26 protein-coding genes are annotated in these 24481 nt (G+C 57.4%); 15 read left to right on the top strand and 11 right to left on the bottom strand.

The window, feature by feature from the left end; genetic code table 11:
* Positions 1–106: 106 nt before the first annotated feature.
* The 3 genes from ACI514_RS08840 (at position 107) to rarD (ending at position 4371) form a co-directional block, all read left to right on the top strand.
* The gene (locus tag ACI514_RS08840; RefSeq protein ID WP_160058142.1) at positions 107–1120 is read left to right on the top strand and encodes an aldo/keto reductase; all 1014 of its coding nucleotides are present in this window, start codon (positions 107–109) and stop codon (positions 1118–1120) included.
* A 112-nt stretch (positions 1121–1232) separates the two neighbouring features.
* Entirely contained in the window at positions 1233–3338 is a 2106-nt protein-coding gene (locus ACI514_RS08835) for an acyltransferase family protein (protein ID WP_160058144.1), read from the top strand.
* A 151-nt stretch (positions 3339–3489) separates the two neighbouring features.
* Positions 3490–4371: an EamA family transporter RarD gene (rarD, locus tag ACI514_RS08830; RefSeq protein WP_405123565.1), complete on the top strand. Its 882-nt coding sequence runs from the start codon at positions 3490–3492 to the stop codon at positions 4369–4371.
* A gap of 144 nt (positions 4372–4515) precedes the next feature.
* On the opposite strand, the gene hppD is transcribed toward rarD, so the two are convergent.
* Positions 4516–5592, bottom strand: a complete 1077-nt coding sequence (gene hppD / locus ACI514_RS08825; protein WP_007912211.1) for a 4-hydroxyphenylpyruvate dioxygenase — start codon at positions 5590–5592, stop codon at positions 4516–4518.
* 245 nt (positions 5593–5837) lie between these two features.
* Complete coding sequence (locus ACI514_RS08820; RefSeq protein ID WP_405123564.1) at positions 5838–6785, bottom strand: DMT family transporter; 948 nt, start codon at positions 6783–6785, stop codon at positions 5838–5840.
* A gap of 78 nt (positions 6786–6863) precedes the next feature.
* On the opposite strand from ACI514_RS08820, the gene ACI514_RS08815 reads away from it, so the two are divergent.
* The 3 genes from ACI514_RS08815 (at position 6864) to ACI514_RS08805 (ending at position 9982) form a co-directional block, all read left to right on the top strand.
* Positions 6864–7733 carry a LysR family transcriptional regulator gene (locus ACI514_RS08815; protein ID WP_405123563.1) on the top strand — a complete coding sequence of 290 codons (870 nt, stop codon included), beginning with the start codon at positions 6864–6866 and terminating at the stop codon, positions 7731–7733.
* Between the two features lie 112 nt (positions 7734–7845).
* Positions 7846–9381 (top strand): cyclic diguanylate phosphodiesterase, encoded by a 1536-nt coding sequence (locus ACI514_RS08810; protein ID WP_160058152.1) that lies wholly within the window; start codon positions 7846–7848, stop codon positions 9379–9381.
* 235 nt (positions 9382–9616) lie between these two features.
* Positions 9617–9982, top strand: coding sequence for a histone-like nucleoid-structuring protein, MvaT/MvaU family (locus tag ACI514_RS08805; RefSeq protein WP_405123562.1), 366 nt, complete (start codon positions 9617–9619; stop codon positions 9980–9982).
* A 219-nt stretch (positions 9983–10201) separates the two neighbouring features.
* Here ACI514_RS08805 and ACI514_RS08800 read toward each other — a convergent pair whose 3' ends face one another.
* The gene (locus ACI514_RS08800; RefSeq protein WP_160058156.1) at positions 10202–10720 is read right to left on the bottom strand and encodes a DUF4946 domain-containing protein; all 519 of its coding nucleotides are present in this window, start codon (positions 10718–10720) and stop codon (positions 10202–10204) included.
* A gap of 139 nt (positions 10721–10859) precedes the next feature.
* On the opposite strand from ACI514_RS08800, the gene gloA reads away from it, so the two are divergent.
* On the top strand, positions 10860–11381 hold the full coding sequence (gene gloA / locus ACI514_RS08795; RefSeq protein WP_405123561.1) for a lactoylglutathione lyase: 522 nt from the start codon (positions 10860–10862) through the stop codon (positions 11379–11381).
* A gap of 251 nt (positions 11382–11632) precedes the next feature.
* Here gloA and ahpF read toward each other — a convergent pair whose 3' ends face one another.
* The 3 genes from ahpF to ACI514_RS08780 all read right to left on the bottom strand — a co-directional run bounded on the left by ahpF (position 11633) and on the right by ACI514_RS08780 (position 14959).
* Complete coding sequence (gene ahpF, locus ACI514_RS08790) at positions 11633–13195, bottom strand: alkyl hydroperoxide reductase subunit F (RefSeq protein WP_405123560.1); 1563 nt, start codon at positions 13193–13195, stop codon at positions 11633–11635.
* A gap of 124 nt (positions 13196–13319) precedes the next feature.
* A complete protein-coding gene (gene ahpC / locus ACI514_RS08785; RefSeq protein WP_007912224.1) occupies positions 13320–13883 on the bottom strand; it encodes an alkyl hydroperoxide reductase subunit C in 564 nt (187 codons plus the stop codon).
* Between the two features lie 137 nt (positions 13884–14020).
* Positions 14021–14959 carry a site-specific integrase gene (locus ACI514_RS08780; protein WP_405123559.1) on the bottom strand — a complete coding sequence of 313 codons (939 nt, stop codon included), beginning with the start codon at positions 14957–14959 and terminating at the stop codon, positions 14021–14023.
* Between the two features lie 177 nt (positions 14960–15136).
* Between ACI514_RS08780 and ACI514_RS08775 the strand changes: the two genes are divergently transcribed.
* A complete protein-coding gene (locus ACI514_RS08775; RefSeq protein WP_405123558.1) occupies positions 15137–16153 on the top strand; it encodes a DNA-binding protein in 1017 nt (338 codons plus the stop codon).
* Here ACI514_RS08775 and gorA read toward each other — a convergent pair.
* Together gorA and galU are read right to left on the bottom strand one after the other, a co-directional pair.
* The gene (gene gorA, locus ACI514_RS08770; protein WP_405123557.1) at positions 16150–17508 is read right to left on the bottom strand and encodes a glutathione-disulfide reductase; all 1359 of its coding nucleotides are present in this window, start codon (positions 17506–17508) and stop codon (positions 16150–16152) included. The genes ACI514_RS08775 and gorA overlap by 4 nt on opposite strands.
* A 128-nt stretch (positions 17509–17636) precedes the next feature.
* Positions 17637–18476, bottom strand: a complete 840-nt coding sequence (gene galU / locus ACI514_RS08765) for a UTP--glucose-1-phosphate uridylyltransferase GalU (RefSeq protein ID WP_007912230.1) — start codon at positions 18474–18476, stop codon at positions 17637–17639.
* Positions 18477–18734: 258 nt separating this feature from the next.
* Here galU and ACI514_RS08760 point away from each other — a divergent pair, with 258 nt between their 5' ends.
* A complete protein-coding gene (locus ACI514_RS08760) occupies positions 18735–18920 on the top strand; it encodes a hypothetical protein (RefSeq protein ID WP_160058168.1) in 186 nt (61 codons plus the stop codon).
* Between the two features lie 130 nt (positions 18921–19050).
* Positions 19051–19344 carry a hypothetical protein gene (locus tag ACI514_RS08755; protein ID WP_405123556.1) on the top strand — a complete coding sequence of 98 codons (294 nt, stop codon included), beginning with the start codon at positions 19051–19053 and terminating at the stop codon, positions 19342–19344.
* Between the two features lie 3 nt (positions 19345–19347).
* On the opposite strand, the gene ACI514_RS08750 is transcribed toward ACI514_RS08755, so the two are convergent.
* Positions 19348–19578 (bottom strand): hypothetical protein, encoded by a 231-nt coding sequence (locus ACI514_RS08750; protein WP_007912247.1) that lies wholly within the window; start codon positions 19576–19578, stop codon positions 19348–19350.
* Positions 19579–19649: 71 nt separating this feature from the next.
* Positions 19650–20006 (bottom strand): hypothetical protein, encoded by a 357-nt coding sequence (locus ACI514_RS08745; RefSeq protein WP_095120936.1) that lies wholly within the window; start codon positions 20004–20006, stop codon positions 19650–19652.
* Positions 20007–20216: 210 nt separating this feature from the next.
* Here ACI514_RS08745 and ACI514_RS08740 point away from each other — a divergent pair, with 210 nt between their 5' ends.
* From ACI514_RS08740 to ada, 5 genes are all read left to right on the top strand, one after another.
* Positions 20217–20519 (top strand): DUF1883 domain-containing protein, encoded by a 303-nt coding sequence (locus ACI514_RS08740; RefSeq protein ID WP_016984992.1) that lies wholly within the window; start codon positions 20217–20219, stop codon positions 20517–20519.
* A 28-nt stretch (positions 20520–20547) separates the two neighbouring features.
* Positions 20548–20724 carry a hypothetical protein gene (locus tag ACI514_RS08735; protein WP_160058170.1) on the top strand — a complete coding sequence of 59 codons (177 nt, stop codon included), beginning with the start codon at positions 20548–20550 and terminating at the stop codon, positions 20722–20724.
* 94 nt (positions 20725–20818) lie between these two features.
* On the top strand, positions 20819–21529 hold the full coding sequence (locus ACI514_RS08730; protein ID WP_160058172.1) for a 2OG-Fe(II) oxygenase: 711 nt from the start codon (positions 20819–20821) through the stop codon (positions 21527–21529).
* Positions 21530–21534: 5 nt separating this feature from the next.
* Positions 21535–22200 (top strand): DNA oxidative demethylase AlkB, encoded by a 666-nt coding sequence (gene alkB / locus ACI514_RS08725; RefSeq protein ID WP_405123555.1) that lies wholly within the window; start codon positions 21535–21537, stop codon positions 22198–22200.
* 87 nt (positions 22201–22287) lie between these two features.
* Positions 22288–23355 carry a bifunctional DNA-binding transcriptional regulator/O6-methylguanine-DNA methyltransferase Ada gene (gene ada, locus ACI514_RS08720; RefSeq protein WP_405123554.1) on the top strand — a complete coding sequence of 356 codons (1068 nt, stop codon included), beginning with the start codon at positions 22288–22290 and terminating at the stop codon, positions 23353–23355.
* A 27-nt stretch (positions 23356–23382) separates the two neighbouring features.
* On the opposite strand, the gene ACI514_RS08715 is transcribed toward ada, so the two are convergent.
* Positions 23383–24366, bottom strand: a complete 984-nt coding sequence (locus ACI514_RS08715; RefSeq protein ID WP_160058178.1) for an MDR family oxidoreductase — start codon at positions 24364–24366, stop codon at positions 23383–23385.
* Positions 24367–24481: the final 115 nt, after the last annotated feature.

Below are 24481 nucleotides of genomic sequence, written 5' to 3'. Positions count from 1 at the left end.
CTCACCCCAGCCCTCCCGAAACGTCGGATGAGCCAATATTCACTTTGCCGCATCGCACGCTTCTGGTATTTGATTAACCCTTTCCCACCGACAAAAGGATTTCGGCATGAGCTTTCGCATACTCGGGCACTCGGGGTTGCAGGTGTCCACCCTCACCCTCGGTACGATGATGTTTGGCGAGCAGACCAGCGCTGAGGATTCACTGCGTATCATCGACAAGGCCTGGGATCAGGGGATCAATTTCATCGACACCGCTGACGTCTACACCAACGGTCGCTCCGAAGAGATCGTCGGTGAAGCGATTGCCCGACATCGGCATGAGTGGGTGCTGGCAACCAAGGTCGGTTTCGGCCCGGTGGACGGTGTGCCGAATCGTAGCGGTTTGAGCCGCAAACACATTTTCAATGGCATCGATGCCAGCCTGACCCGGCTCGGCACGGACTATCTCGACATCTATTACCTGCACCGTGAAGACCACAACACGCCTCTGGAGGTCAGCGTTTCGGCGATTGGTGATCTGATTCGCCAGGGAAAAATTCGCTACTGGGGCCTGTCGAACTATCGCGGCTGGCGGATTGCCGAGGTGATTCGTATCGCCGACAAACTCGGCGTTGATCGCCCGGTGATCAGCCAGCCGTTGTACAACATCGTCAACCGTCAGGCCGAGACCGAGCAGATCACCGCGGCGCAAACCTATGGCCTGGGCGTGGTGCCTTACAGTCCGCTGGCCCGTGGCGTGCTCAGCGGCAAATACGCGCCGGACGCTACACCGGATGCCAACAGCCGTGCCGGGCGTCAGGACAAGCGCATTCTGGAAACCGAGTGGCGCGTGGAATCGCTGCGCATCGCCCAGCAGATTCAGCAGTACACCGAGCAGCGCGGCGTCGGCATGGTCGAGTTTGCGATTGCCTGGGTGTTGAACAACAGTGCGGTGACGTCGGCGATTGTCGGGCCGCGAACTGAAGCGCAATGGGATGCATACACCAAGGCGCAGACCGTGAAGATCACCGCAGCAGATGAGGCGTTTATCGATTCTCTGGTGACGCCGGGCCATGCATCGACGCCGGGATTCAACGATGTCAGTCATTTTGTGTCGGGGCGTAAACCGCAATTGGTTTAAGCATTTTCCCTTGTTCAGCAACAGCCGATACAATCGGCTGTTTTTCGTTGAAGCAAGCGCGATCAAACGGATGATTTGATTGAGCGTTCAGAAATAACCAAGGATTTAATACATGCTCAATCGCCCCGTTGAGGTATCCAGGAAGCCTTTGCGCGGGCTGCTGTTCAAACTGTTTGCCGATAAGTTTCCTGAGCCGGCAGCAACCGCAACTGTCGGGGATCGCAAACCCTCGATTGATTACCGTGCGGATATCGACGGCCTGCGCGCAATCGCGGTGTTGCTGGTGCTGATTTTCCACGGCGGCCTGACGTTCTTCCCGTCCGGGTTTATCGGCGTCGATATCTTCTTCGTGATCTCCGGTTATTTGACCACCGCAATCATCATGAAGTCGCTGAACAACGGCACGTTCACTTTCTCGGGGTTCTACACGCGGCGCATCTGGCGCCTGCAACCGGCCGTTATTGCGTTGCTGGGCGCAACGCTGATAGTCACAACGTTGCTTTACTTGCCCGATGACTATGTCGACTTTCTCAAAAGCGAGAAATACACCTCGTTAATCATCTCCAACCAGTACTTTTCCAAAGTAACCACGGGTTACGCCACGCCCGATGCGGCCAGTCTGCCGCTCTTGCACACCTGGTCGCTGGCCATTGAATGGCAGTGGTATCTGGCGCTGCCACTGGGCCTCTGGTTGCTCAACCGTTATCTGGCGAAAAGCCTGTTCAAAGCGGCGGTGCTCGGTTTGACCCTGGCGGCCATGGCGCTCGCGCTGTATCTGTCTTACTCGGCTCCTGAAAAGAACTACTACTTCTTCACTGCGCGAATCTTCGAATTGATGATTGGCTCCTGTGCGGTCATCTTCAGCACGCACACGTTCAGGCTCAATCGCCTGAGCGCCACGCTGGTCTGCGCGCTTTCGCTGGCGACAATCATCTACTGCGCCACCCTGGAAGATATCCTGCCGGGCTTTCCGCGATACCACGCCATTGCCGTGTGCCTCGCTACGGCGGCCTTACTGTTTAAGGGTGTTGGCGATGCGAGCGTCACCTCGAAACTGCTGGCGTTCAAACCCTTGGTGTTTATTGGCACGCTTTCGTACTCCTTGTACTTGTGGCACTGGCCGATCCTCGCAGTGATGAGTTACATGGGCATCGCGCTCACCCCGCCGATGACGATTGTTTACTTCGTCTGCACTTTCGCCACGGCCTGGCTCTGCTATGTGCTGATCGAAAACCGCTTTCGAAAGGCCCGGCTCGGCTTTACCAAAACCCTGGTCGTGCTGATGATCGTGCCGGCGATCGGCCTGTCTCTGCTCCACGCTGCCAGCGTCAGACAAGAAGGCTGGCCGAACCGCTTCAACCAAGGCTACAACGACGTGTTCAACGGCTTGAAAGCGTCTGTTCCGGCCAGTCGCGAGGGATGCCTGGGGGTCAGCGATGGCGCCGACCCTGGCTGTATATCGGGCGCCACACAGGCTGCACCGCAAATATTGCTGATGGGCGATTCGTTTTCGAATCATTACTGGGGCTTTGTGGAAACACTGGCCAAAGACGCCAATCTTGCCGTGCTCACACAGGGCTACCCGGCGTGCCTGGCCTTGCCCGATATCTACCTCTATGACGTGAATAAATACACGAACGGGCTGTATCAAAAATGCCACAACGCCGCTCAACGCTATTACGACATGATCGCGAAGCGGCATTTCAGGTATGTGATCGTGGGTCAGTTCTGGGAGGCCTATCTCGACGATGACATCGTCACCCAACTCGATGACCCGCGCAGCCCGGAACTGTCAAGACAACGCCTCGGCACAGCGATCCGCAAGGCCCTCGATATCATTGTCGAATCCGGTGCGACGCCGGTTTTTCTGGAAAATACGTTGCCCATGCCTGCGGGGATCAACACCTGCCTGCTGCAACAGGTCAAGCTGCGCGGCTTGATGGGCAGTGCCGAGCAAAGCAGCCTCTGCGCTACGGCGCCATGGTCTGGCGCAAAAGAGCCGGTGCTGGAACAACTGTTCAATGACCTGAAGACCGAATATCCCGGTTTGATCGTCATTGACCCGAAAATCGTGCAATGCAAAGACGACGCGTGTATGACCACCGTCGACGGTTTGCCGGTCTATCGTGATATTGGTCATATCACCGATTACGCCTCCTACAAGTTCGGCGAGATGTACCTGATGCGCTTCGGCAATCCGTTGAAGGTTGCGCAGTGACGTCGACTTTTAAGTCAAGGTCAAAAGATCGCAGCCTGCGGCAGCTCCCACAAGGAATGCGTGTGAATAATATTGAGCATCCGGCCAATATTCAGCACAAAAACCACGTATCCTTCGCGCCCGTTTGACCATCAACCCCCGCGAGGACAGTTTGTCTAAAGGTATCGCTCTATCGGTTTCAGCCTCGGTGCTGTTTGCCGTCATGTATTACTACACTTCGCTGCTCACACCGTTGAGTGGCGTAGAGATTTTCGGCTGGCGGATGCTGCTGACCGTGCCATGCATGACCGTGTTCATGCTGGTGTCCGGGGAATGGCGGCGGGTGCTGGAGCTGGTTCGTGTGGTCGCGGCAAAACCAAAACTGGTCGCCGGGTTGATCGTCTCGGCTGCCCTGCTCGGTGTGCAACTGTGGCTGTTCATGTGGGCGCCGCTCAACGGCTATAGTCTCGATGTTTCGCTGGGTTACTTCCTGCTGCCACTGGCGATGGTCCTGACCGGAAGGATTGCCTACGGCGAAAGCCTGTCGTACCTGCAAAAAGTCGCGGTGTTCTTCGCATCCCTGGGTGTTGTGAACGAGCTGTACCAGGTCGGCGGATTTTCCTGGGCGACACTGGTGGTCGTGGTTGGCTACCCGCTGTACTTCGTGCTGCGCAAATACCTGAAGACTGACAATCTTGGCGGCTTGTGGGTCGACATGACGCTGATGCTCCCCGTCGCCTGGTGGTTTGTGCACGGTGGCGAGCAAGGCTTTGGCGTGTTTGATCAGTACCCGGGGCTGATGTGGCTGATCCCCTTGCTCGGCCTGATCAGTGCGTCGGCGTTGGTGGTGTACATCATCGCCAGCCGCTTGCTGCCGTTCAGCCTGTTTGGCTTGTTGAGTTATGTTGAGCCGGTGTTGCTGCTCGGTGTGGCGTTGCTGCTCGGTGAGAGCATCAAGTCCGGTGAATGGCTGACGTATATTCCGATCTGGCTGGCGGTGATTGTGCTGGTGTTTGAAGGCTTTAAACACTTGATGCGCCAAAGCCGTCCTTAAAGCAAAAGATCGCAGCCTGCGGCAGCTCCTACATTTGGAATGCGTATTTCCTGTAGGAGCTGCCGCAGGCTGCGATCTTTTGATCTTGAAAGAAATCCCGGCCCTGCATCGCTGCAGGTCGGGATTTTTCATTTCAGTGGTCGATTACTCAGTGGCAAGTACACCACGACGCACCTGATCACGCTCGATCGATTCGAACAGTGCCTTGAAGTTACCTTCACCGAAACCATCATCGCCCTTGCGCTGGATGAATTCGAAGAACACCGGGCCCATCAGGGTTTCCGAGAAGATCTGCAGCAGCAGACGCTTGTCGCCCTGTTCCGAGGCGCCGTCGAGCAGGATGCCGCGCGATTGCAGCTGATCAACCGGTTCGCCGTGGTTAGGCAGACGGCCTTCGAGCATTTCGTAGTAGGTGTCCGGCGGCGCGGTCATGAAGCGCATGCCGATCTTCTTCAACTGATCCCAGGTCTTGATCAGGTCGTCGGTGAGGAACGCCACGTGCTGAATGCCCTCGCCGTTGAACTGCATCAGGAACTCTTCGATCTGACCCGCGCCTTTGGACGATTCTTCGTTCAGCGGGATGCGGATCATGCCGTCCGGTGCGGTCATCGCTTTCGAAGTCAGGCCGGTGTATTCGCCCTTGATGTCGAAGTAACGGATCTCGCGGAAGTTGAACAGCTTCTCGTAGAAGTTCGCCCAGTAAGCCATGCGACCGCGATACACGTTGTGGGTCAGGTGGTCGATGATCTTCAGGCCAGCACCGACCGGGTTGCGGTCAACGCCTTCGATAAACACGAAGTCGATGTCATAGATCGAGCTGCCTTCGCCGAAACGGTCGATCAGGTACAGCGGCGCGCCGCCGATGCCTTTGATCGCCGGCAGGTTCAGCTCCATCGGGCCGGTTTCGATGTGGATCGGCTGAGCGCCGAGTTCGAGTGCGCGGTTGTAGGCTTTCTGCGAATCCTTGACGCGGAACGCCATGCCGCAAACGGACGGGCCGTGCTCGGCAGCGAAGTACGAAGCAACGCTGTTGGGTTCGTTGTTGAGGATCAGGTTGATCGCGCCCTGACGGTACAGGTGCACGTTCTTCGAGCGGTGGGTCGCGACTTTGGTGAAGCCCATGATCTCGAAGATCGGCTCCAGGGTGCCCGGCACCGGCGATGCGAGCTCGATGAATTCAAAGCCCATCAGGCCCATAGGGTTTTCGTATAAATCTGCCATGGTGGCACCTCATCATTTCTTATCAATTAACCAGGGTTATTTGTCAGTCATGTGAGGTCGGTGGGTGGCGCGCAGGAGATGCCACGCACACTGCGGGCGAGGAAGTCACCGTAGATCAGTTGAAACCCGAATATCTTCATTGTCGACCCAAGGCTCTTGCGGGCGAGGCTTCTGCTGCCAGAAGACGATTATTATTGTATGCGTAACCCGATTCTACACAGCGTAAATAGGCTTGTCTGCTCTCTCTATAAAATCCGCTTTCTGGCGCCCGGTGCAAGGGGTTTGTTGCAGAGGTAAATGCCCGTCAGGATCAGTACGCCACCCCCATACATGGCCAATGTCAGTTGCTCGCCCAGCAACACAGCGCCGAAGACCACGGCCGTCAACGGGTTCAGCGCGATAAACACGCCGCTGCGCGTCGCGCCGATTTTACGGATGCCGTCGTAGTAACCGATGTAGGCGAGCGCCGAGCCGAGGATGCCGAGGTACAGCAGGCTCAGCCATTGCGGCAGCCCCAGATCATCCAGCGCCTCCCAGCTCAGTTCGCCGCGCACAGCCGCCAGAACCCACAACATGAACGTGCCGATCAGGATCGAGTACGTCACGGTCTGCACCGGCCCCAGCGTCTGATTCAGCTCACGGGAAAACAACGAGTAAACACCCCAACCCAGCACGCAGCCAAGGATCAACAGATCACCGATCCATGCGTCAGGCGTTGCAGCCAGTAATTGTGGATTACGGCTGACGATCACCAGGCCGGCGCCAACAATACAGGTCGCGATGCCAGCAACTTTCACCCGGCCCAAGCGTTCTTTGAACAGCCACCACGAGGCAAGACCGATCACCGCCGGGTTCAACGCGACAATCAACGAGGCCCGCGACGCGTTGATGTATTGCAGGCCGTAAAAAAAGCACAGGTTATAGAAGAAGATCCCGAAGAACCCCAGCAACGCCAGTTGCAACCATTGCCTTGGCGCCGGACGCGCCAAGGGGATCCGCGCTAGCCACAAGAAGCCGAGCAGCGCCGCACTGGCGAGCAAGAAGCGCAGGCTGGCCGCGAGGATCGGGCTCAGACCTCCGGCCAGAAAACGCCCGGCGACAAAGGTCCCGCCCCAGATCATGGTCACCGCCGCCAGTGTCAGATAAACCGGGATGTCGGACGATGTTATGTGCAGTTGCTCGACGTTGCGCATGAGGCTCCAGACCAAAGAACTTTAGGAATGCCGTATCATTCCCTTCATTTCTTGTCATCGTAAAATGAGCAAACACTCATGACCCTCACTCAACTGGAAGTCTTCTCGCTGGTTGCCGAGTTGCGCGGGTTTACTCTCGCGGCCCATCGGCTGGGGATTTCGCAGTCGGCAGTATCCCACGCGATGAAGTCGTTGGAGCAGGAACTCGGCGTCGAGTTGCTGCGTCGGCACTCTTCTTCAGTGGAACTCAGTGACATCGGAGAACAATTACTGCTGCGCGCCCGCGCCATGCTCGGGCTGGCCAACACCTTGCGCCAGGAAGCCGCCGATGCTCGCGGCATGAAAACCGGCACCCTGCGCATCGGCTCGTTCGGGCCAACCTCGTCGATCAAACTGTTACCCAGGATTCTGCGGCAATATCGACGGGCGCATCCGGACATCGAAGTGCACATCGATGAAGGGCCGGATCGACAAGTGATTCAATGGCTGGAAGAACGACGGATCGACATCGGTTTTGTGGTGCTGCCCGAGGAGCGCTTCGACACCTTTGCCTTGATCGAAGACCAACTGGTTGCCCTGCTTCCAGTCAGCCATCCGCTGGCAACACGCTCGGCGTTGAGCCTCAAGGAGTTGTGCGACGCGCCGTTTGTGCTGACCGAGGCTGGTTCTGCGGAACTGGTGTCGCGGCTGTTCATGGCCGCGCGTTTACAACCAAACATCCGCTATCGCTGCTCGCAACTGCTCAGCACCCTCGACACGGTCAGCCGTGGTGACGCCATTACGATTGTTGCCGAAGGCTCATTGCCGGAGGAGGCAACGCCGCGCTATGTGAAGAAGCCATTATTGCCGGCCGTACAGCGTCAGTTTGGCCTTGCTGTCCTTGATCAGCGCCAGGCGTCCCCCGCTACGCTGGCCTTTATCGAGCTGGCAACGCGAATGAAACACTGATGAGCGGCGCAAGCGCCTTCGGCCATCTATCCTCCCCCATGGCTGATGTGATTTGCGCGCCGTTATCCGGCCTGCCTTCGCGAGCCTCAATTCATCGCGACAGGATGCGCCCATGCCGTTAACCGTCAGACCCCGCCGCACGCGCCGCACGCGCATCGTTGTGACACTGCTCAGCGGTCTGCTTCCAGTGCTGCTGGGTAGTGCGATCCTTTACATGCAGGCTGAACGCACGCTGGAACAAAGTTCGCGAGAGACTGCAGAAGAGGCGTTGGGCCAGTTCGAGTTGATGCTCGACAACACCGCCCAGGCAGCCCGTGAACTGCTGCCACTGGCCGGCCAGACTTGTGAGAACGTCAAACTCGCCCTGCGCGAGCAAGTGACCCGCCGTCCATTTGTACGCTCGACCAATCTGGTGTGGGACGACAACCTCTATTGCAGCTCGCTGTTTGGCGACTTCAAGGAAGCCGTCAACGCGGGTGACTACAACCAGGGCAAATTGTGGCTGATGAATGGCAACCCGGTGACACCCGACACCGCCCTGTTGGTCTATCGGCTCAGCGAAGGTCGCGGCGGCGCTCTGACGACACTGGATGGTTACCATCTAAGCAATATCTTGCGTCTGATCGGACGGCACATGCTGTTGGTGTTGCAAGTGGGCGATAACTGGCTGTCGGCTGACGGCAAAGTCCACACTGGCGCCCTGCCCGCGTTGCCGATAGCGCAAAACACCCTGGAATCTTCCCGCTATGCGTTCAGCGTTTCTGCCGGTTTTCCCGAGGGCGAAACCTGGCGCTACATGGCCGATGAATATCCGCCATTGTTTAGTTTGTTGATCTTTTTTGGCGTGGTATCGGGTGCCATCGGCCATGTTTTGCAGAAGCGCTCCACGTCACCCAGCCACGAAATGCTCCGCGCGCTTGAGGCCGGCGAGTTCATTCCTTACTTTCAGCCCGTGGTGCACGGCGACAGCAAGAAATGGTCGGGAGCCGAAGTCTTGATGCGCTGGACTCACCCCAAAGAAGGGCTGGTGCGCCCAGATCTGTTTATTCCATTCGCCGAACATTCGGGGTTGATCGTGCCGATGACTCGCGCCCTGATGCAACAGACCGCCGCAGTGCTGGGACCGCTATCATCAACGTTCGCCCCGCCATTTCACATCGGCATCAATATCACCGCTAGCCATTGCAAGGACCTGGAACTGGTGGAGGACTGCCGGGAGTTTCTCGCCGCGTTCGTGCCCGACAGCATCAGCCTGGTGCTGGAGTTGACCGAGCGTGAATTGATCGAGCCGACCGACATCACCCGGCAACTGTTCGAGCAACTGCATGCACTGGGCGTGAAAATCGCGATTGACGACTTCGGCACCGGTCACTCAAGCCTCGGCTACTTGCGCAAATTCAACGTCGACTTCCTGAAGATAGATCAGAGTTTCGTCGCCATGATCGGCATCGATGCGCTGTCCCGACACATTCTCGATACGATTATCGAACTGTCGGCCAAGCTTGATTTGGGTATTGTTGCCGAAGGTGTCGAAACTCAGGCGCAAGCCGATTATCTGACGGCACATCATGTCAACTTTCTGCAAGGCTACCTGTTCGGCAAACCGATGCCTGCTGCGGACTTCATCAGCGCATTAACTCACCATTAACTAAGCCGGATTAAGACGAGCGTCCCGATCAGACGCACCAAATTGATACAAAAGACCGCTGTTGTTACATGAAGACAACATCAGGATTTACTCTTGGCGCATTAACTACTACAATTTTTTCACCCTGAGCAAGATTGGCAGGTGAGCCATTTATCACCGAGTCGCTTCAAGGCTCTTGGCTTATTAGCTTTGTTTGCGGTTGGTATCAGCCAAACACACTATTGGAGTAAAGATATTGTCCAGACTCGCTGAATTTCGTGCAGCTGAAAAGGCCCTTCAGGAACAGCTCAAGCAGCTGGAATCGCTGAAGAACGATGCCGGGCTCAAGAAAGAAATCGAATTCGAAGAAAAGCTCCAGGGGCTGATGAAAACCTACGGCAAAGGCCTGAAAGAAATCATCGCCATCCTCGATCCGAACCCGGCAAAATCCGGTCTGCAGACCTCTGCAGCACCTAAAACCCGCCGCGCTCGCGTGGTCAAGGTTTATCAGAACCCGCACACCGGTGAACTGATCGAAACCAAAGGCGGCAACCACCGCGGCCTGAAAGCCTGGAAAGAACAATACGGTGCTTCCACCGTTGATTCCTGGTTGCGCGGTTAATCCCCTGCCAACAAAAAAGCCCTGCATCATGCAGGGCTTTTTTATTGACAATATCTAACAAATGAAATGAATTTCATCGAACAAGTTACGAGTTTTCTGTAACGTTGCTGAGTCAGACCGCTAAACATTTTGCTGCGCGATGTTACGATCAGGGTCAGCGTTAAACTTTGTGCTTAATCCGTTCGGGTATCTAACCTTCGCCGTGAAGAGTGCAGCGGATTAAAGTTTCAAGCTGTTTCTCACCGTCACTATCTCTTCTGCGCTCGCCTTATAAACCTCAGCTTGTCCGGCGTAGGAAAGAACATAAGCCTTGTCCGCCTCGACCGCCGCCACCAAGGTTTGCGACAACACATGTCGACCGTTTTCGGTGATCGTGCAAGTGGTTTCCAGTGCCGGCAAAGTACCCAGCTTGGCCGGATGCACTTTGTTGCAGACACTTTGATAGCCACCCTGGAAGAAGTCCTTCTGTATCGACTTGCGCATCTCCAGCAGCACGCCCTGCAAATTGACCTGATGGTCCTTCTCAACCTGAGTCATGGTCAATTCCATCACCATGACCTGATTGCCATCGGCGTCATTCTTCACCGCACGCTGACGGGAAACCTGTGCACTTGTCTCAGGCAGTGCCTCGACTTCCCAGCCGGCCGGCCAGGTAATGCGCGGTTCGTCCGCCGATGCGCAGACAGCCACAAGCGACAACACAGAAAAAACAAACAGGGATTTGAACAGTCGGATCATTGCCGGGCGCACTCGCAGATTGAGCGGTAAAGTCTGAGGCCCGTCTGCACGCAGGGCAAGTCTGCCCTTTCATTTGGCGATGCTGGCAGGCATGCGTATCATTGCGTCCATTCACTCGCCCATAGTTATTGGAGGGCCCATGAGCCTGCACGAACTCAACACTTTCCCAGGCGTCACCGCCACCCCAGACAGCGCAACCCGCAACTACGTCTTCAACCACACCATGTTGCGCGTCAAAGACATCACCAAATCTCTGGACTTCTACACCCGCGTACTGGGTTTCTCGCTGGTCGAGAAGCGTGACTTCGCCGAGGCCGAGTTCAGCCTGTACTTCCTCGCACTGGTCGACAAAGCACAGATCCCGGCCGACGCCGCTTCTCGCACCGAGTGGATGAAGTCGATTCCGGGCATCCTCGAACTGACCCATAACCATGGCACCGAGAACGACGCGGATTTCGCTTACCACAACGGCAATACCGATCCGCGTGGTTTTGGCCATATCTGCATTTCGGTGCCGGATATTGTGGCGGCGTGTGCACGCTTCGAAGAGTTGGGCTGCGATTTCCAGAAGCGCTTGACCGATGGGCGCATGAAGAGCCTTGCGTTCATCAAGGATCCGGATGGTTACTGGGTTGAGATCATCCAGCCAGCGCCACTGTAAAAGCTGAAAAGCCCCTACCTAGCCCTCTCCCGGGGGGAGAGGGAAATGATTGGGGGATATTGGAGCATTACGTCGACTTGAACGATTGGCGCTGAATTCATAATCGACTGGATCGTTCAGGTCGACGGACAACGCCAGACACCTCGGTCGGCTCCCTCTCCCTCGGGAGAGGGCTGGGGTGAGGGGCCGCTTTTTACGCGCAATAAAAAACCCGTGATCGCTCACGGGTTTTTTCATTTCTGGCCTGGCCGTTATGCCGGGGCCGAAGTGCGGATCAGGTGATCAAAAGCACTCAGCGAAGCCTTGGCACCCTCGCCCACCGCAATCACGATCTGCTTGTACGGCACAGTCGTCACGTCGCCGGCAGCGAAGATGCCCGGAATCGACGTTTCACCACGGTTATCGACAATGATCTCGCCACGCGGCGACAGTTCGATGGTGCCCTTCAGCCAATCAGTGTTCGGCAGCAAACCGATCTGCACGAAGATCCCTTCCAGTTCCACAGTGCGCAACTCATCAGTGTTGCGATCTTTGTAACGCAGGCCGTTGACCTTCTCACCATTACCGGTGACTTCAGTGGTTTGCGCACTGGTGATCACGGTAACGTTCGGCAGGCTGTGCAGTTTGCGCTGCAGGACGGCGTCAGCGCGCAGTTGTACGTCGAACTCCAGCAGGGTTACGTGCGACACGATCCCGGCCAGGTCGATGGCTGCTTCAACGCCGGAGTTACCGCCGCCGATCACCGCCACGCGCTTGCCTTTGAACAGCGGACCGTCGCAGTGCGGGCAGTACGCCACGCCTTTGTTGCGGTATTCCTGCTCGCCCGGCACGTTCATTTCACGCCAGCGCGCACCGGTCGCCAGAATCACGCTTTTGGCTTTCAGGGTCGCGCCGCTGGCGAAACGGACTTCATGCAGCTCGCCATTTTTACCTGGGATCAGCTTATCGGCACGTTGCAGGTTCATAATGTCGACGTCGTACTGCTTGACGTGTTCTTCCAGCGCCGTGGCCAGTTTCGGCCCTTCGGTTTCCTGTACGGAAATGAAGTTCTCGATGGCCATGGTGTCGAGCACCTGTCCGCCAAAGCGTTCAGCGGCGACGCCAGTGCGAATGCCTTTACGTGCAGCGTAAATCGCTGCTGACGCACCGGCCGGGCCACCGCCGACAACGAGCACATCAAAGGCGTCCTTGGCGCTGATTTTCTCGGCCTGACGCTCGATGGCGCCGGTGTCGAGTTTGGCGAGAATCTCTTCCAGGCCCATGCGGCCCTGACCGAAGTTCTCACCGTTCAAGTAGATGCTCGGCACGGCCATAATCTTGCGATCGTTGACTTCGTCCTGGAACAACGCACCATCGATAGCGACGTGACGGATGTTCGGGTTAAGCACGGCCATCAGGTTCAGTGCCTGGACCACATCCGGGCAGTTCTGGCAGGACAGCGAGAAGTAAGTCTCGAAGCTGAACTGGCCTTTGAGCGAACGGATCTGCTCGATCACTTCAACACTGGCTTTCGATGGGTGGCCGCCGACTTGCAGCAAGGCCAACACCAGCGAAGTGAACTCGTGGCCCATCGGGATGCCGGCGAAACGCAGACTGATGTCAGCGCCCGGGCGGTTGATCGAGAACGATGGCTTGCGTGCATCGTCACCGCTGTCGATCAACGTAATTTGGCTCGAAAGACTGGCAACGTCTTTCAGCAGTTCCAGCATTTCACGGGATTTCGCACCGTCGTCGAGGGAGGCAACGATCTCGATCGGCTGGGTGACCCGTTCCAGGTACGATTTCAACTGGGCTTTAAGATTGGCGTCCAACATACGGGCGATTTCCTTTATTTGAGGCGAAAAAAAGCCCGAGCGAATCTCGCCCGGGCATTTTTATTGGGCGGTGCAGCGTACTTAAGAAGGTGCGGCGTACCGCCCTGAATTGCGTGTCACAGACTTAGATCTTGCCGACCAGGTCCAGGGACGGCGCCAGAGTGGCCTCGCCTTCTTTCCACTTGGCTGGGCAAACTTCGCCTGGGTGAGCAGCCACGTACTGAGCAGCCTTGATCTTGCGCAGCAGCTCGGAAGCGTCACGGCCAACGCCGCCATCGTTCAGTTCAACGATTTTGATCTGGCCTTCAGGGTTGATCACGAAGGTGCCACGGTCAGCCAGACCAACTTCTTCGATCAGCACGTCGAAGTTGCGGGAGATAGCGTGGGTCGGGTCGCCGATCATGGTGTATTCGATTTTGCCGATGGCTGGCGAAGTGTTGTGCCAGGCAGCGTGAGCAAAGTGGGTGTCGGTGGAAACGCTGTAGATCTCTACGCCCAGTTTCTGGAAGGCAGCGTAGTTGTCAGCCAGGTCTTCCAGCTCGGTTGGGCAAACGAAGGTGAAGTCGGCTGGGTAGAAGAACACGACCGACCACTTGCCTTTCAGGTCAGCGTCCGAGACTTGAACGAAGTCGCCGTTTTTGAACGCGGTAGCTTTGAACGGTTTTACTTGGCTGTTGATGATAGGCATTGATGACTCTCCGTCAGGGGTTATGAAGTTGATGGGTGAATCCTACCCACTCACTCGACGGATGGCTCATTGGCAAACCTGATGCTGCTGATTTGTTTTCGCTATTAGCTGACTGTATTAATAGAAGAAAACGATCTCTACGACGTAGCCGGTTTATCCGTAATCCGAGCCATCCCCTGGAATGGGCTGGCTTCAACATAGCGCATTGCGGACTTCATATCCTTCCAGCCAACGTAACTCATCAGGGATTTCAGATCCCAGCCGCTTTGATGGGCCCAGGTTGCGAAGCCTCGGCGCAGGGAGTGGCTGGTGTAGTTTTCGGCGGCAATGCCCGCGCGCTGCAACGCCTGGCGCAGCAGCGGGATGATGCTGTTGGCGTGCAGCCCCTCCTCGTTCAGATTGCCCCAGCGGTCGATGCTGCGGAAAACCGCGCCGCGCACCAAGGCTGCTTCGGTGATCCAGTCGATGTAGGCCTGCACCGGGCAGAGCTTGAGCAGCGCCGGGGCTTGATAGGTCTGGCCGAGGTTTTCCCGATCGCCCTTGCTGCGCGGCAAATACAAGGTGATGCCTTTGCCTGCGTGCGCCTGCACGTGTTCGATTTGCAAGCGACACAACTCATCACTGCGAAAGCCGCGCCAGAAGCCCAGCAGAATCAGTGCACGATCACGATAAGCCTTGAGGAGTAAGGGCCGATCCTGCTGTTCTCTCGCGGTTTGCACTTCATGTTCGAGCCAATCGATCACTCGCTGCAGATCCTGTAACTGCAGCGGCTCGGCCTGTTTCTCCTGCGCCGGGTGCAACGCTCGAATCCCTTTGAAGACCTTGCGCACCACCGGCGCCTTGGTCGGATCGGCAAAACCCTGACTGTTGTGCCACTGCGCCAGCGCCGACAGACGCAGCTTCAGCGTATTAATCGACAGCTCTTCGGCGTGCGCCACCAGATAACGCGCGACGCTATCAGCCGTCGCTGGCAGAAACCCACCCCACTTCACTTCGAAATGCTCGATGGCCGCGCGATAGCTGCGGCGGGTGTTATCGCGGGTGGCGGCTTGCAGATAGCGATCCAGATCGCTCATGGGCTGTTTTCTCGCTGGCGTACTGAGACAGGAATGCAGAAACGCATTTTGCCGTCTGACACTGGGTAATACCAGTATATCCCGCGTCTTTATTATCAAAGGTTTACCTTTATTTTTCGGATGGTACACTGCGTACTTTAGTGGCATGTACCACAGTACGTAACCGTAGGAGTTCACATGGCCCGTGGCGGCATTACCAAAGCCCTGGTGCAGATCGCGCGCTCCGCGATCCTCGCTCGTGGCGAACACCCGAGCATCGATGCAGTACGCATTGAAATGGGCAACACCGGCTCAAAAACCACGATCCATCGCTATCTGAAAGAGCTGGATGACGGCGCGCAGCCGGTTGAAGCCTCGGCAGAGCCGATCGATGATGAGCTGACCGCCCTCGTCTCGCGCCTCGCCCAACGCCTCAAAGAACAGGCGCAAGAGCCTATCGAGCAAGCCCGCGAGCAGTTTGAAGAACAGCGCGAAGCACTGGAGTCGGAGCTGAAACAAACGCGCCAGGCCCTGGAAAAGCTCGAACACGATCACGACATTCAAGGGGCTGCGCTAGAGCGTGAGTCTGAAGCGCTTGGCAACACCCGTTCGATGCTGCAAACCGAACAGACTCGTAATGCCGGACTGAATCAGGCATTGGCCGATTTTGAATTGCGTTTGCAGGACAAGGACGAGCAAATCCGCTCGCTGGAAGAAAAACACCTGCATGCCCGTGATGCGCTGGAGCATTACCGCAACGCCACCAAAGAGCAGCGCGAGCAGGAACAGAGCCGTCACGAAGCGCAAGTGCAGCAGATTCAGGCCGAGTTGCGTCAGGCGCAGCAAAGCGCGATGGTTCGTCAGGACGAGATCACGCAACTGCACCGCGACAACGAACGCCTGCTCACTGAAAACCGTGGCACGCAGCGCGAACTGAGCCTGATGCAGGATCAGCTCAAGCAAAGCAATCAGCGTCAGGATCAACTGCTCGAACAAGCGACCCGCGTCGACAGCGAGCGCACCCTCCTCCAGGAACGCTTGCGCGTAGCCACCCTGGAAAGCCAGACACTCAAACAGAGCATTGAGGAGCAGACGCTGCTCAACCAATCACTGGAAAAGGAATTGAACAAGGCTCAGGCAAGCCTGGAAGAAAGCCAGCGTCTGGCGGCTACCGTTGCGGCAGCGCCAGACTCTGCCAAACCGAAAGACGCTTAAGCGCCGACCGGCGTACGCATGGAGACAAACTCTTCGGCGGCCGTCGGGTGTACCCCGATCGTGTCGTCGAAGTCGCGCTTGGTTGCGCCAGCCTTCAACGCAATCGCCAAACCCTGAACGATCTCGCCAGCGTCCGGGCCGACCATGTGGCAGCCGAGGACTTTGTCGGTCTTGCCGTCGACTACCAGCTTCATCAGCGTCTTTTCCTGACACTCGGTCAAGGTCAGCTTCATCGGGCGGAAGCGGCTCTCGAAAATCACCACGTCGTGACCAGCCTCGCGTGCCTGTTCTTCGGTCAAACCGACTGTACCGATGTTCGGCAGGCTGAATACCGCCGTCGGGATCATCTTGTAATCCACTGGGCGGTATTGCTCAGGCTTGAACAGACGCCGCGCTACGGCCATACCTTCTGCCAGAGCCACAGGCGTCAGCTGCACGCGACCGATGACATCACCCAGGGCGAGAATGGACGGCTCGCTGGTCTGATATTGCTCGTCGACCTTGATGAAGCCTTTGTCGGTGAGCTGCACATCGGTGTTTTCCAGACCCAGATTGTCGAGCATCGGACGCCGGCCGGTTGCATAGAAAATGCAATCCGCTTCCAGCTCACGACCGTCCTTGAGGGTGGCTTTCAGGCTGCCGTCCGTCTGCTTATCGATGCGCGCAATATCGGCGTTGAATTGCAGATCCAGACCACGCTTGGTCAGCTCTTCCTGCAAATGCTTGCGCACCGAACCATCAAAGCCGCGCAGGAACAGATCACCGCGATACAGCAGCGTGGTGTTTGCACCGAGGCCGTGGAAAATTCCGGCGAATTCGACCGCGATGTAACCGCCGCCAACCACCAGCACACGCTTTGGCAGCTCTTTCAGGAAGAACGCCTCATTGGAACCGATCGCGTGCTCGCGCCCCGGAATCTCCGGAATCTGCGGCCAGCCACCGGTAGCAATCAGAATATTCTTCGCGGTAAAGCGCTCGCCATTCACCTCAACCTCATGCGGGCCGACAATCTTCGCGTGCGCTTCATGCAAGGTCACGCCGCTGTTGACCAGCAGATTGCGATAAATGCCGTTGAGGCGATTGATCTCGCGATCCTTGTTGGCAATCAGCGTCGCCCAATCGAAATTCGCTTCACCCAGACTCCAGCCAAAACCGGACGCCTGCTCGAAGTCTTCGGCGAAATGCGCGCCGTACACCAGCAACTTTTTCGGCACACAGCCAACGTTGACGCAGGTTCCACCCAGATAACGGCTCTCCGCCACCGCCACTTTCGCGCCGAACCCGGCCGCAAAACGCGCAGCGCGCACACCGCCGGAACCGGCACCAATCACATAAAGGTCAAAATCGTAGGCCATTTCTATCTCCTCGGCAGGGGATCAGCATACCTGCAGTCACCCATTGGGCAAGCACTGCCAGTCATATGGGGGCGCAAAATGAAAAAACCCGCCGAAGCGGGTTTTTCTTACAGACCAATCAAGCGCTCTTAGTAAGCCTTGCCAGTCTTGTAGAAGTTCTCGAAGCAGAAGTTGGTCGCTTCGATGTAGCCTTCAGCGCCACCGCAGTCGAAACGCTTGCCTTTGAACTTGTAGGCCATGACGCAGCCGTTCTGGGCTTGTTTCATCAGGGCGTCGGTGATCTGGATTTCGCCGCCCTTGCCTGGCTCGGTTTGCTCGATCAGGTCGAAGATGTCCGGGGTCAGGATGTAACGGCCGATGATGGCCAGGTTCGACGGTGCGTCCTCCGGCTTTGGCTTCTCGACCATGCTGTGAACGCGGTAGATGTCGTCGCGGATCATCTCGCCGGCAATCACGCCGTACTTGCTGGTTTCCTGCGGATCGACTTCCTGGATGGCGATGATCGAGCAGCGGAACTGCTTGTACAGCTTGACCATCTGGGTCAGAACGCCGTCGCCTTCGAGGTTGACGCACAGGTCGTCCGCCAGGACCACGGCGAACGGTTCGTCACCGATCAGCGGGCGACCGGTGAGGATCGCGTGGCCAAGGCCTTTCATTTCGGTCTGACGGGTGTAGGAGAACGAACACTCGTCGAGCAGTTTGCGGATGCCGACCAGGTATTTCTCTTTGTCGGTGCCTTTGATCTGGTTTTCCAGCTCGTAGCTGATGTCGAAGTGGTCTTCCAGAGCACGCTTGCCACGACCGGTGACGATGGAGATTTCCGTCAGGCCAGCGTCCAGAGCTTCTTCAACGCCGTACTGGATCAGTGGCTTGTTTACCACCGGCAGCATTTCTTTAGGCATGGCTTTAGTCGCTGGCAGGAAGCGAGTACCGTAACCGGCTGCTGGGAACAAGCATTTCTTGATCATATAAGTCCTTGAAAGGGCTGTGTGTACGAGTTTCGGCGCAGTCTAATCAGGCGGCGTGCACCTTACAATGCCCCGCACTGGCTAACCGATGTCAACATAGAGAAATATTCTTGCCGATAGTTCCATCGGCATACGGACGCAGCCAGATGAGCGTAGCTCAAAGCTGCCGGCAAACTGAATCACCATACGCTCATCGCCCCCCAATGCGAGCATTTGCCGGTATCATGGCGCCTTTGAACCAGCGAACGAGACAGATAGATGGCCGCGGTAAAAATCATCAACGGGTATGTGATCGACAAGAAAGACGGCAAGTGGACCCTGACCACCACCAATGGCGAGCACATCGCCGGGCCTTTCGACAGCGAGCAAATGGCGACCGATGTAGCGGCAGTGTTCACCGACACTCCGGCATCGGCCAAGCGCCGTGGCAAAGATCAGGACTGATCAGCCCCGACACGCCCCAGCCCTGCCCTTGTGCAGGGCTTTTTTGTGCCAGCGTACAAACAAGTGGCCAAACGCTATAACCTTTTCACACCGGCGCTGTCAGAGCGTCTAGTCCCCCTCGCTGAAGACCATGCACATGACCTTGAAAAAATTCCTGCCACTGATTGCGGTATTGGCACTGGCCGGCTGTGCCACCTCTCAACCCACGTACCTGAACAACGGCGAACAGGGGCTGTCGATCGATTGCTCCGGCGAAGCCAACTCCTGGGCGACCTGCTATGAAAAAGCCGATGCATCCTGCGCAGGCACTGGTTACCGCATCGTTGGCACTGACGGCACGCCCCAGCCCAAAGAGAGCGACAAAACCCTGGGCGTCGATGTCGGCAACTACAAGAACCGCAGCGTCGTCGTGGTCTGCAAATAGACCTTACATATGAATTTCGGCGAATTTGATCCCGAGTCCGCGTACGACTTCGATCAGATCGTCGAGGCGGTTGAACGACTCGACTTCGTCGTTTTCGTCGACCAGGAAGTAACTGCGTCCGGCGCTCTTCTTGAAAAACACGATCCACTCCCCCGGATTCGCCGGGTTCTGGATGACATGGGTGGCAGAGATCAGGCCCTCTACGTGGCGCTCCCGTACTTGCTCTCGCTTCATCGCGACTCCAGAAATGAAAATGCCGTCACAACATGACTGCGACGGCATCGGTGCTGATGACTATCAGTCTATCAGCCGGAAATACATGCATTGGCAGCGTTTCGCACGTCACGCGGACGCACTGGCACATTCGACATGCGCTCATGCAACTTGATGCTGCTGCCGCCGGAGCGATCTTCGATATCAAATACCGCTGCCGCGCCGGTGGAAAATTTCCCCGGGACGATGACCCGAACCCCGTCCTTGTGTGGCTGCATTTGCAGCGCGCCGCGGCTGTCCGCCAGCTTCTCGGCTAGGCATTGGGCATATTCATGGGGTTTCTTACCGGAGATTACGCTCACGGTCGGCAGCGTTTCATTGATTTCGGAAACACTCGCACAACCACCCACAGCCAGAACCAACGGCAGACACACCACACCCCACTTCATACAAAACCTCCGTTAAAGACCGTCCGACAGCACAAATGCCGTTTTTCTCCGGGGCCTTCTGCATTTAACCCGCATCCGATTGCGAATATCTGTTCAAAATTGTCAAACCAACGCCCGACGGCCAGATAATAACCCGTGCGGGCTGATAAACTGCGCGCAATTACAAGCTATCGTTTTGATTTTGTAGAAAAAGCCCTTCTGGAGGCGCCCATGAAATTCATTCACCAGCGCGAACACCTTAATGAAGACGACATCGTCGTCATCCAATGCTCGCAAATGTGCAACATCCGTCTGATGAACGACGCCAACTTCCGCAGCTTCAAGAACGGCGGCCGTCACACCTATCACGGCGGCGCCTTCGACACGTTCCCGGCCCGTATCACCGCGCCGAGCACCGGTTTCTGGAACATCACCATCGACACCGTCAACCGTCGGCCGATCAGCGTCACGCGCAAGCCGACCCTGACCCACTCGATCAAGATCATCCGTCGTTCCAGCACCAAACTCAGCTGAGACACGCCGTCCAACCAGAAAGGAATGCATGACCGTGGCCCAAACGACCAAATACGTCATCAAGTACAAACTCAACGGCGAGCGCCGCTTCGACTTTGCGCAACTGGAAAACGGCACTGAAGAAGAAGCCAAGGCTGCTCTGGATGCCCTTCACGGCCAGAGCGACGACGTGATCAGCGACATCGCCGTCAGCAAAGCGCTGTAAGCATCGTCAGCGAATTCGACCGCAAGCGGCGGAGTGTTCTGCCGCGAGGCCCTGCCTAGACTGACTTTCTTCGACCAAGCGTCAAGGAGTCAGCATGTCGATGTCACCTTCCCGGCTGGATTCGCTCGACTGGGCAAGTCTTGAGCAGCAACTGGATCAGCACGGCTACGCGATCATCCGTTCGCTGCTGCGGGCCGAAACCTGTGATCACTTGAGTGCGCTGTATCCGCAGACCGAACCGTTTCGCTCGCAGGTCATCATGGCCCGCCACGGTTTCGGTCGCGGCGAATACAAGTACTTTCGTTATCCCCTGCCGACAGCGGTAGAACGCCTTCGCGGCGCGCTGTACCCGCGCCTGGTTACGCTGGCCAATCGCTGGTACGAACGCATGAACCTGGCCGAGCGCTTTCCGGCGAGCCACGCCGAATTTCTTCAGCGCTGCCATGCCGCCGGTCAACTACGCCCTACCCCTCTCTTGTTGCAGTACGGTCCGCAGGACTACAACTGCCTGCATCAGGACCTGTACGGCGAAGCGGTTTTTCCGCTGCAAGTGGCGATTCTTCTGTCAGAACCCGGGCAAGACTTTATTGGAGGAGAATTCGTGCTCACCGAGCAGCGCCCGCGCATGCAATCTCGCCCGCACGTGCTGGACCTGACGAAAGGTGACGCAGTGATCTTTGCCGTCAACCAGCGCCCGGTCAAAGGTGTACGCGGTGATTATCGGGTGACCATGCGTCACGGCGTCAGTCGCCTGCACAGTGGAAAAAGGCATACCCTAGGCATCATCTTTCACGACGCCACCTGACCACCATGCCCCCGAACACTTTCGATCTGTTCGCCGATCATGAACCCGAGCAACGCCCCCGCACCGAACAGATTGGCGAGCAATCGTGGGTGCTGCACGGTTTTGCCCAGCCGCTGGTCGACCAGCTCCTCCCGGCGCTGGATGCGATTCTTGCCGCAGCGCCGTTGCGTCACATGGTCACACCGGGAGGTTTCAGCATGTCGGTCGGCACCAGCAGCTGCGGCGCCTTGGGCTGGATCACCGATCGCCACGGGTATCGTTACTCCAGCGTCGACCCGCTCAGTGATTTGCCATGGCCAGCGATGCCGGCCGTATTCTCGGAGCTGGCGCAGTCGGCAGCGGCACAGGCCGGATTTGCTGACTTCAACGCTGATTCCTGCCTGATCAACCGCTATGTCCCCGGTGCCAAGATGTCATTACACCAGGACAAAGACGAAAACGCCTACAGCGCACCGATCGTTTCGCTGTCACTGGGCTTGCCGGCAATGTTCCTGTTCGGCGGCTTCAATCGCAGCGACAAGAGCCAGCGCATTGCCTTGCTGCATGGCGACATGGTGATCTGGGGCGGCGTTGATCGCTTGCGCTATCACGGGGTGTTGCCGATCAAGCAGGGTCGGCATCCACGCCTGGGTGAACAGCGGATCAATCTGACCTTTCGCGTCGCCGGATAACCTGCAAAAGTTTGACCGCAAGGCCCGGAGTGTTGCGCCTTGCGACGCTGGTTAACCTGAATCAAACAGGTCAACGGATAACCCCTCATGAAAACGCTTTCGCCCCCCGTCAAGATTGAAAACGATCCACGCTGGGCCGCAGTGGTTGCGCGAGATTCACGGGCGGACGGGCAATTTGTCTACGCGGTGAAAACCACAGGCATTTACTGCCGCCCGAGCAGCCTCTCACGTTTGCCGAAACCACAGAACGTGGTGTTTTTCGATACGGCTGAACAGGCCGAAGCCGTAGGCTATCGCCCGAGCAAGCGTGCCAGCAAAGATCAGAGTGATGTGGCCGCGCAGCATGCCGCCACCGTCGCCATTGCCTGCCGCCAAATCGAATCCGCCGAGACGTTGCCGACGCTCAACGAACTGGCGCAAACCGCCGGCCTGAGTCCGTTTCATTTCCATCGCGTATTCAAAGCCGCGACGGGGTTGACGCCCAAGGGCTACGCGTCGGCCCATCGCTCGCGCAAAGTCCGTGAGCGCTTGGCGGTCGGAGGTTCGGTAACCGATGCGCTGTACGAAGCCGGTTTCAATTCCAATAGCCGTTTCTATGAATCAGCGGATCATTTGTTGGGGATGAAACCCGGCGACTATCGCGCGGCCGGGAAGAACAACGACATCCGCTTCGCCGTCGGCCAATGTTCGCTCGGAGCGATTCTGGTGGCGCAAAGCGAGCGTGGTGTGTGCGCGATTCTGTTGGGAGACGATCCGCATCAATTGGTGTGCGATCTGCAGGACCAGTTCCGCAAAGCCAACCTGATTGGCGCCGATACCGGATTCGAGCAACTGATCGCCAAGGTGGTGGGGTTTATCGAAGCTCCGGAGATTGGCCTGGATCTGCCGCTGGACGTGCGTGGCACGGCGTTTCAGGAACGCGTGTGGCAGGCGCTGCGGGAGATCCCGGCGGGCCAGACGGCCAGCTACGCCGAGATTGCCCAGCGCATCGGCGCACCGACATCCATGCGCGCGGTGGCCCAGGCTTGCGGGGCTAACCGTCTGGCGGTGGCGATTCCTTGCCACCGCGTGGTGCGCAGCGATGGCAATCTTTCGGGCTATCGCTGGGGCGTCGAGCGCAAGCGTCAGTTGCTGGAGCGCGAGACAACGTCTTGAGCGGACGTCCCTCCCCGTCGGCGGCAGTCAGCGATTGACGTCAACTACAACCCGTCCGCGAAGTTGCCCGGCGAGCAGTTTTGGCGCTGCATCGATGGCTTCAGTCAGGCCTATTTCATGGCTGATCAAGGCCAGCAAGGAGAAATCCAGATCCTTGGCCAGACGATCCCACGCCTTCAGACGGCGCGCCTTGGGCTGGGTGACGCTGTTGATACCGGCCAGGGTCACGCCGCGCAGAATGAACGGGGCGACCGAAGCCGGGAAATCCATACCTTGCGCCAGACCACATGCCGCGACCGTGCCTTCAGAGCGAGTACTGGCGCAGGCATTGGCCAAAGTATGACTACCGACCGAATCGATCACCGCCGCCCAGCGCTCTTTCGCCAACGGTTTGCCGGGCGCTGACAACGTTGCCCGGTCGATGATTTCGGCAGCGCCCAACTGCTTCAGATATTCATGTTCGGAGACCCGGCCAGTGGAGGCGACGACGCGATAGCCAAGCTTGCTCAGCAGCGCGATGGCAAAACTGCCGACGCCGCCATTGGCGCCCGTCACCAGCACTTCGCCCTGATCCGGCGTCACACCATTACGCTCAAGCGCCAGAATGCACAGCATCGCCGTATAGCCCGCCGTACCGATGGCCATGGCTTGCGCCGCGGTAAAGGCTTTGGGCAAAGGAATCAGCCAGTCGCCATTGAGCCGCGCCTTCTGCGCCAGACCGCCCCAATGATTCTCACCGACACCCCAGCCATTGAGCACCACCTGATCACCCACCTTATAGTCGGGGTGCGAACTGGCTTCTACGGTGCCCGCCAGGTCGATCCCCGGCACCATCGGAAACTTGCGCACCACCGGACTGCTGCCGGTAATCGCCAGACCATCCTTGAAGTTCAGCGTGCTGTACGCAACAGCCACGGTGACATCGCCTTCGGGCAATTGCTCTTCGTTGACTTGCTGCAGGTTGGCGCGGTAACCGCTGTCGTCTTTGTCGATCACAATGGCGTTGAACATGACTGCCTCGCAGAACTGTTTTCAGAATGTCGTGCCTTGAAATACCACATCGCAACACCCTGCCACATTCGACTTTGCGCCAATCGGCGAATCCACCGAGTATTTCCATGGCGGG

The organism is Pseudomonas sp. M20, from assembly GCF_045037865.1.
Lineage (GTDB): Bacteria > Pseudomonadota > Gammaproteobacteria > Pseudomonadales > Pseudomonadaceae > Aquipseudomonas.
The sequence above is the reverse complement of the archived record's forward strand: the minus strand, read 5'-3'. Positions and strand labels throughout refer to the sequence as shown.

Bases quoted from the DNA above. Each gene is read 5' to 3' on its own strand.
- ACI514_RS08840 (WP_160058142.1), top strand. From the start codon at position 107: ATGAGCTTTCGCATACTCGGGCACTCGGGGTTGCAGGTGTCCACCCTC.
- ACI514_RS08835 (WP_160058144.1), top strand. From the start codon at position 1,233: ATGCTCAATCGCCCCGTTGAGGTATCCAGGAAGCCTTTGCGCGGGCTG.
- hppD (WP_007912211.1), bottom strand. From the start codon at position 5,592: ATGGCAGATTTATACGAAAACCCTATGGGCCTGATGGGCTTTGAATTC.
- ACI514_RS08820 (WP_405123564.1), bottom strand. From the start codon at position 6,785: ATGCGCAACGTCGAGCAACTGCACATAACATCGTCCGACATCCCGGTT.
- ACI514_RS08815 (WP_405123563.1), top strand. From the start codon at position 6,864: ATGACCCTCACTCAACTGGAAGTCTTCTCGCTGGTTGCCGAGTTGCGC.
- ACI514_RS08810 (WP_160058152.1), top strand. From the start codon at position 7,846: ATGCCGTTAACCGTCAGACCCCGCCGCACGCGCCGCACGCGCATCGTT.
- ACI514_RS08800 (WP_160058156.1), bottom strand. From the start codon at position 10,720: ATGATCCGACTGTTCAAATCCCTGTTTGTTTTTTCTGTGTTGTCGCTT.
- gloA (WP_405123561.1), top strand. From the start codon at position 10,860: ATGAGCCTGCACGAACTCAACACTTTCCCAGGCGTCACCGCCACCCCA.
- ahpF (WP_405123560.1), bottom strand. From the start codon at position 13,195: ATGTTGGACGCCAATCTTAAAGCCCAGTTGAAATCGTACCTGGAACGG.
- ahpC (WP_007912224.1), bottom strand. From the start codon at position 13,883: ATGCCTATCATCAACAGCCAAGTAAAACCGTTCAAAGCTACCGCGTTC.
- ACI514_RS08780 (WP_405123559.1), bottom strand. From the start codon at position 14,959: ATGAGCGATCTGGATCGCTATCTGCAAGCCGCCACCCGCGATAACACC.
- ACI514_RS08775 (WP_405123558.1), top strand. From the start codon at position 15,137: ATGGCCCGTGGCGGCATTACCAAAGCCCTGGTGCAGATCGCGCGCTCC.
- gorA (WP_405123557.1), bottom strand. From the start codon at position 17,508: ATGGCCTACGATTTTGACCTTTATGTGATTGGTGCCGGTTCCGGCGGT.
- galU (WP_007912230.1), bottom strand. From the start codon at position 18,476: ATGATCAAGAAATGCTTGTTCCCAGCAGCCGGTTACGGTACTCGCTTC.
- ACI514_RS08760 (WP_160058168.1), top strand. From the start codon at position 18,735: ATGGCCGCGGTAAAAATCATCAACGGGTATGTGATCGACAAGAAAGAC.
- ACI514_RS08755 (WP_405123556.1), top strand. From the start codon at position 19,051: ATGCACATGACCTTGAAAAAATTCCTGCCACTGATTGCGGTATTGGCA.
- ACI514_RS08750 (WP_007912247.1), bottom strand. From the start codon at position 19,578: ATGAAGCGAGAGCAAGTACGGGAGCGCCACGTAGAGGGCCTGATCTCT.
- ACI514_RS08745 (WP_095120936.1), bottom strand. From the start codon at position 20,006: ATGAAGTGGGGTGTGGTGTGTCTGCCGTTGGTTCTGGCTGTGGGTGGT.
- ACI514_RS08740 (WP_016984992.1), top strand. From the start codon at position 20,217: ATGAAATTCATTCACCAGCGCGAACACCTTAATGAAGACGACATCGTC.
- ACI514_RS08735 (WP_160058170.1), top strand. From the start codon at position 20,548: ATGACCGTGGCCCAAACGACCAAATACGTCATCAAGTACAAACTCAAC.
- ACI514_RS08730 (WP_160058172.1), top strand. From the start codon at position 20,819: ATGTCGATGTCACCTTCCCGGCTGGATTCGCTCGACTGGGCAAGTCTT.
- alkB (WP_405123555.1), top strand. From the start codon at position 21,535: ATGCCCCCGAACACTTTCGATCTGTTCGCCGATCATGAACCCGAGCAA.
- ada (WP_405123554.1), top strand. From the start codon at position 22,288: ATGAAAACGCTTTCGCCCCCCGTCAAGATTGAAAACGATCCACGCTGG.
- ACI514_RS08715 (WP_160058178.1), bottom strand. From the start codon at position 24,366: ATGTTCAACGCCATTGTGATCGACAAAGACGACAGCGGTTACCGCGCC.